General features: G+C 69.9%; 8 protein-coding genes, 1 tRNA gene and 1 pseudogene. 3 read left to right on the forward strand and 7 right to left on the reverse strand.

What is annotated here, in order from left to right; translation table 11 throughout:
* A partial coding sequence (locus tag HUU95_RS07445; RefSeq protein ID WP_174279538.1) for a DUF6176 family protein occupies window positions 1–389 on the forward strand: 389 nt, incomplete at its 5' end.
* A gap of 104 nt (window positions 390–493) precedes the next feature.
* Here the strand turns inward: HUU95_RS07445 and HUU95_RS07450 are convergent.
* Window positions 494–570 (reverse strand) — tRNA-Arg (locus tag HUU95_RS07450).
* Window positions 571–628: 58 nt separating this feature from the next.
* Here HUU95_RS07450 and HUU95_RS07455 point away from each other — a divergent pair.
* A complete protein-coding gene (locus HUU95_RS07455; protein ID WP_174279539.1) occupies window positions 629–1,363 on the forward strand; it encodes a queuosine precursor transporter in 735 nt (244 codons plus the stop codon).
* Here the strand turns inward: HUU95_RS07455 and purQ are convergent.
* The 6 genes from purQ to HUU95_RS07485 all read right to left on the reverse strand — a co-directional run bounded on the left by purQ (window position 1,360) and on the right by HUU95_RS07485 (window position 5,092).
* Window positions 1,360–2,025: a phosphoribosylformylglycinamidine synthase subunit PurQ gene (gene purQ / locus HUU95_RS07460; RefSeq protein ID WP_174279540.1), complete on the reverse strand. Its 666-nt coding sequence runs from the start codon at window positions 2,023–2,025 to the stop codon at window positions 1,360–1,362. The two genes, HUU95_RS07455 and purQ, sit on opposite strands and share 4 nt — an antisense overlap.
* Window positions 2,022–2,255: a phosphoribosylformylglycinamidine synthase subunit PurS gene (purS, locus tag HUU95_RS07465; protein ID WP_174279541.1), complete on the reverse strand. Its 234-nt coding sequence runs from the start codon at window positions 2,253–2,255 to the stop codon at window positions 2,022–2,024. Before purS ends, purQ begins: the two co-directional genes overlap by 4 nt.
* Before the next feature lie 80 nt (window positions 2,256–2,335).
* Window positions 2,336–3,115, reverse strand: coding sequence for a phosphoribosylaminoimidazolesuccinocarboxamide synthase (purC, locus tag HUU95_RS07470; RefSeq protein ID WP_174279542.1), 780 nt, complete (start codon window positions 3,113–3,115; stop codon window positions 2,336–2,338).
* 73 nt (window positions 3,116–3,188) lie between these two features.
* Window positions 3,189–3,533, reverse strand: coding sequence for a type II toxin-antitoxin system RelE/ParE family toxin (locus tag HUU95_RS07475; RefSeq protein ID WP_174279543.1), 345 nt, complete (start codon window positions 3,531–3,533; stop codon window positions 3,189–3,191).
* Entirely contained in the window at window positions 3,530–3,820 is a 291-nt protein-coding gene (locus tag HUU95_RS07480) for a type II toxin-antitoxin system Phd/YefM family antitoxin (RefSeq protein WP_174279544.1), read from the reverse strand. The genes HUU95_RS07475 and HUU95_RS07480 overlap by 4 nt, the downstream gene beginning before the upstream one ends.
* 57 nt (window positions 3,821–3,877) lie before the next feature.
* The gene (locus HUU95_RS07485) at window positions 3,878–5,092 is read right to left on the reverse strand and encodes a kynureninase (protein WP_174279545.1); all 1,215 of its coding nucleotides are present in this window, start codon (window positions 5,090–5,092) and stop codon (window positions 3,878–3,880) included.
* Window positions 5,093–5,197: 105 nt separating this feature from the next.
* On the opposite strand from HUU95_RS07485, the pseudogene HUU95_RS07490 reads away from it, so the two are divergent.
* A pseudogene (locus HUU95_RS07490) lies at window positions 5,198–5,391 on the forward strand (beta-hexosaminidase); the annotation flags it as partial.

The raw sequence follows: 5,391 nt of genomic DNA on the forward strand, positions 1-5,391 counted from the left end.
CGACCCGACCGGCGCCCGCGCGGCCGGTGGCGGTGACGCTGCACCGGTTCGATCTGGCGCCGGGGTGCGACGCGACGTTTCGCGCGTGGATCGACTTCCTCCACGCGCGTCATCGCGACGCGGTGGCGACGCTGGGGCGCGAGCGGACCTATCTGGAGGCGATGTTCACCGCGCCAGACGAGCCGGGGCGGCTGTACTGGCTCACCGTGCAGGGCGCGGGCGGCGCGGCGGTGGACAGCTCGACGCTTGACCTCGATCGCCGGCACCAGGCGTTCATGGACGCGGTGCTCGCCAAGGGGTCGCATCGCCGGCTGGTGACGGAAAACGTTCTCGCGCCGGATTTCATTGTGCGGGCGGTCAGGGAGCAGCAGGGGAGGGTGGAGCGGTAGCGGTTGACCCGAGCAAAGCCTGGGTCGTCGGACGGGTTCGCCTCTGGCGACCCGCAGGCCGCGCTGGCGCGTCTCGCGCGCTGCTTCGCTGCTCGCGTGTGCGCTGGCGCGCCCGGCTGGACTCGAACCAGCGACCACGAGCTTAGAAGGCACGTGCTCTATCCATCTGAGCTACGGGCGCGCGCGGAGCGGGGCATAGCGCCGATTGCCCTGGCGGGGAACGACGATATGGTCGGGCGATGAGCAAGCCCGTGGCGGTGACGGCGGACGCGATCGCCGGGCGGACGTTCCGCTATTACGATCTGGTGATGGCGGCGTTCGTGGTCGTGCTGTTGTTGTCCAACGTCATCGGCGCGGAGAAGCGATCGGTGATCCCGCTGCCGGCGATCGGGCCGTGGCCGTTCGGCGCGGGGATCCTGTTCTTCCCCATCTCCTACGTGATCGACGACGTGCTGACCGAGGTCTATGGCTACGCGCGCACCCGGCGGGTGATCTGGACGGGGTTCGCCGCGCTCGCCTTCATGGCGGTGATGGAATGGACGGTGGTGCGGCTGCCGGTCGCGCCGGGCTGGACCGGGCAGGCGGCGTACGAGCGCGTGTTCGGCGCGGGCTGGCGGATCATCGGCGCGTCGCTGATCGCCTTTTGGGTCGGCGGGCTGCTGACGTCGGTGGCGCTCGCGCGGCTCAAGCTGCTCACCGACGGCCGCTGGCTGTGGACGCGCACGATCGGCTCGACCGTGGTGGGGCAGGCGGCGGACAGCCTGCTCTTCTACCCGCTCGCCTTTTACGGCCTGCCCGACTGGCCGGCGTCGGCGCTGGGCGCGACGATGCTGTCGCAATACGTCCTCAAGGTCGGCTGGGAGACGGTGCTGACGCCGGTGACCTACGCGGTCGTCGGCTGGCTCAAGCGGGCGGAGGGGGTGGACGTGTTCGATCGGGGAACGGATTTCTCGCCGTTCGGGGCGCGGGTCTAGCCGATCGCGGCCAGCAGCCCCTCAAACAGGCGGCGGCCGTCCGTGCCGCCATGGGCCGCGTCGATCCGGCGTTCGGGGTGGGGCATCAGGCCCAGCACGTTGCCGGCGTCGTTGAGCAGGCCGGCGATGTCGCCCGCCGAGCCGTTGACGGGTTCGGCGTAGCGGAACGCGACCCGGCCCTCGCCCTCGACCCGCGCCAGCGTCTCGGCGTCGGCGACGTAGTTGCCGTCGTGGTGCGCGACGGGGACAGTGATCCGCTCGCCCTGCGCGTAGCCGCGCGTGAACGCGCTGTCGGCGGTGCCGACGGTCAGCGCGACATCGCGGCAGACGTAGTTCAGGCCGACGTTGCGGACCAGCGCGCCCGGCAGCAACCCCGCCTCCGTCAGGATCTGGAAACCGTTGCACACGCCCAGCACGGCGACGCCCCGGCTCGCCGCCTCCCGCACCGCGCGCATCACCGGCGCGCGCGCGGCGATCGCGCCCGAGCGCAGGTAATCGCCATAGGAGAAGCCGCCCGGCACGCAGATCAGGTCGGTGCCGGCGGGCAGCGCCGGGTCGGCATGCCAGACCATCGCCGGCGCGGTGCCCGACACCTGCCCGATCGCGACGGCGAGATCGCGGTCACAGTTCGAGCCGGGAAAGACGATCACCGCCGCCTTCATCCGACGCGCTCGACCCGGTAGTTCTCGATCACGGTGTTGGCGAGCAGCTGGGCGCACATCGCGTCGATTGTCGCGTCATCGGTGCCGTCGGCGACCTCCAGCTCGAACAGCTTGCCCGCGCGCACCTCGCCGACCCCGGCGAAACCGAGCGAGCCCAGCGCATGGCCGATCGCGCGGCCCTGCGGATCGAGCACGCCCGGCTTGAGCGTCACGACGATGCGGAGCTTCATGGGAGACCCTTTGGCAGCGGAAGGTCGCGCTATGGCCGGGGCGTCCCGCCATCGCAACGACTTGTTGCCGCTACCCTGCCCTAGCGGCCCCGGCGCTTGCGATGCGATTCGAGGTCCAGCACCGCCGTGTCGCCGCCCTCGGGCAGCAGCCCCAGCCGCCGCGCGACCTCCTGATAGGCCTCGACCTCTCCGCCCAGGTCACGGCGGAACCGGTCCTTGTCCAGCTTCTCGTTAGACTGCATATCCCACAGCCGGCAGCAATCGGGGCTGATCTCGTCGGCCAGGATGATCCGGCTCCAGTCATTGTCCCAGTGGCGGCCGAACTCCAGCTTGAAGTCGACCAGCCGGATGTTGACCCCCGCGAACAGCCCGCACAGGAAATCGTTCACGCGGATCGCCAGGTCCTGGATGTCGTGCATCTCCTCTTGGCTCGCCCAGCCGAACGCGGCGATATGCTCGTCGGAGATCATCGGATCGCCTAGCGCGTCGTCCTTGAGCGCGTATTCGATGATCGTGCGGGGTAGCTTGGTGCCCTCCTCGATCCCGAGCCGCTTGGACAGCGTGCCGGCGGCGACGTTGCGCACCATCACCTCGATCGGCACGATCTCGACCTGGCGGATCAGCTGCTCGCGCATGTTGAGGCGGCGGATGAAGTGGGTGGGGACGCCGATCAGGTCGAGCAACGTGAAGAGGTGCTCGGAGATGCGGTTGTTGAGCACGCCCTTGCCGTTGATCGTGCCCTTCTTCTGGTTGTTGAAGGCGGTGGCGTCGTCCTTGAAATACTGGATCAGCGTGCCGGGTTCGGGCCCCTCGTAGAGGATTTTGGCCTTGCCCTCGTAAATCTGTCGCCGGCGCGCCATGCTGGTCTCCTGATTGCCCGACCGGCCCGGTCGCGAAGGGCGGCGATATAGGCGCGGGGGGAGGGGGGCGCAATCAGCGCGAAGGCGCCAGGAGACGCGCCGTCAGCAGCGAGCGCATGTCGCGTCGCCCGTCGGCCACCAGCACCACCGTCACCACCTCGCCGTCGACACGATAGAAGACGCGATGATTGCCGGACACGAGCTGACGGTAAGCGTCCTCGTCAAACTCTTGTAGTTCCTTGGGCACCGCGCCGCGAAAAGGAAACTGTTCGAGGCTGTCGATCCGGTCGAGTAGTCTGACCAGAAAAGCGTCCGCGGCCTCTACCGAGTAATGTTGCTCCATGAAGTCAGTGATCGACGTCAGGTCGGCTTCGGCCGCCTCCTCGATCACCACCTGATAGCGGGGCGGCTCGCTCACGCCGCCTCCGCGCGACGCTCGCGCATCTGAGCGCGAAGCTCCTCGATAGCTTCTCGCGCGGGGCGAACCTTCCCGTGCTCGATATTGCGTTCGGCCAGCCGGAGGATCTTGAGCAGCGCTAAGGTCTCTTGCGTGCGCTCCCACTCATGAACGCCGACGACCACCGCCTTCGCCTCGCCGTTCTTGGTGATGACCAGCGGTTCACCGCCATCCTCAAGCTCGTCGATGATTCGGGCGGCGTTGGCCTTGACGTAGCTGATCGGCTTGACCTGAGTGGAAAGGCGCATGACTGGACTCCGGATCGTTCGCGAACCGAATATAGTCCGATCCGGCGCGACGTGCAATCAGGTCACCGCCGGCCGTGCCGTGAAACGCGGATCGCGCCAGGGCTCGCCGGCCAACACCTCCAGCAGGATCTCGCCCGCGCGCCAGACCTGCTCATGGGTGAGATAGAGCGGGGTCAGGCCGAGGCGTAGCAGGTCGGGGCCACGGAAGTCGCCGATCACGCCGGCGGCGATCAGCGCCTGCGACAAGGCGAGCGCGTGGGGGTGGCGGAAGCTGATGTGGCTCCCGCGCCGGGCCGGATCGCGCGGGGTGACGCATTCCAGGCCAGCCCGGTCGCCGGCGGCGGCGAGGATGTCGAACAGCGCGGCGCCCTTTGCCCACAACGCCGCCAGCGGCACGTCCGCCCAGGCGTCCAGCGCCGCCTCCAGCGCCGCGAGCCCGAGCACGGACGGCGTGCCGGTCAGCCAGCGCCGCATGCCCGGCGCGGGGGCATAGTCGTCGGCGAAGCCGAACGGCTCGGCATGACCCATCCAGCCCGACAGCGGATTGGAAAGCCGCTCCTGCCAGCGCGCCGCGACGTACAAAATGGCCGGCGCCCCCGGGCCGCCGTTCAGATATTTGTAGCCACAGCCGACGGCGAGGTCGGCGCCGGCGGCGGTCAGATCGAGTGGCACCGCGCCCGTCGAGTGGCTCAGGTCCCAGAGCACGGGCGCGCCGGCGGCGTGCGCGGCGGCGGTGAGCGCCACCATGTCCCAGCGCTCGGCAGTACGGTAATGGACATGGGTCAGCAGCAGCACCGCCGTATCCGGGCCGAGCGCCGCCATCACCCGGTCGCGCGGCACCGCCCGCACGCTCGCGCCGGGCACGCAGCCGGCGGCCCCGGCGGCGATGTGGAGATCGGTCGGGAAGTTGCCTGTCTCGCTGACGATCACGCGCCGCGCCGGATCGTGGCGCAACGCGGCGACGAGCAGGCGGAACAGGTTGGCCGAGGTGGAGCCGCCCGCGATCACCTCGGGCGCGGTCGCCCCCAGCAGGGGCGCGAGCTTGGCGCCGATCCGCGTCGGCGCGTCCATCCAGCCCTCGTTCCAGCCGCGGATCAGCCGGTCGCCCCATTGCCGGGCCGTCGCGTCGGCGACCGCCGCGCGCGCGGCATGGGGCAGGGGCCCGAGCGAGTTGCCGTCGAGATAGATCAGGTCCGCCGGCAATGCGAAGCGCGCGCGGAACGGGGCGAGCGGATCGACGGCGTCCAGCGCGCGAGCGTCGTCGCGGGTCATCGCGACGGGGGGCGGGAAGACTGGGGAACGAGGCGGCATCGCCTGCTCCTGCCACGGCGCGGCGGCGCGCGACAGCCGTGTCGCCGCGCGCTAAAACCCCCAAGCATGAAGCCCGTCATCTTCGGTCTCGCCGGCCTCCAGCTCGATCCCGAGGAGCGCGCGTTCTTCGCCGACGCCGAGCCGCTCGGCTTCATCCTGTTCAAGCGCAACGTCGGCGACCGCGAGCAGCTGCGCGCGCTGACCGATTCGCTGCGCGACCTGACCGGGCGCGACGACCTGCCCGTGCTGGTCGATCAGGA

It is taken from the genome of Sphingomonas bacterium (assembly GCF_903643065.1).
In the GTDB taxonomy this organism is placed as follows: Bacteria; Pseudomonadota; Alphaproteobacteria; order Sphingomonadales; family Sphingomonadaceae; genus Sphingomonas.

Coding starts and splice junctions, on each gene's coding strand:
- HUU95_RS07455 (WP_174279539.1), top strand. CDS start 629: ATGAGCAAGCCCGTGGCGGTGACGGCGGACGCGATCGCCGGGCGGACG.
- purQ (WP_174279540.1), bottom strand. CDS start 2,025: ATGAAGGCGGCGGTGATCGTCTTTCCCGGCTCGAACTGTGACCGCGAT.
- purS (WP_174279541.1), bottom strand. CDS start 2,255: ATGAAGCTCCGCATCGTCGTGACGCTCAAGCCGGGCGTGCTCGATCCG.
- purC (WP_174279542.1), bottom strand. CDS start 3,115: ATGGCGCGCCGGCGACAGATTTACGAGGGCAAGGCCAAAATCCTCTAC.
- HUU95_RS07480 (WP_174279544.1), bottom strand. CDS start 3,820: ATGCGCCTTTCCACTCAGGTCAAGCCGATCAGCTACGTCAAGGCCAAC.
- HUU95_RS07485 (WP_174279545.1), bottom strand. CDS start 5,092: ATGACCCGCGACGACGCTCGCGCGCTGGACGCCGTCGATCCGCTCGCC.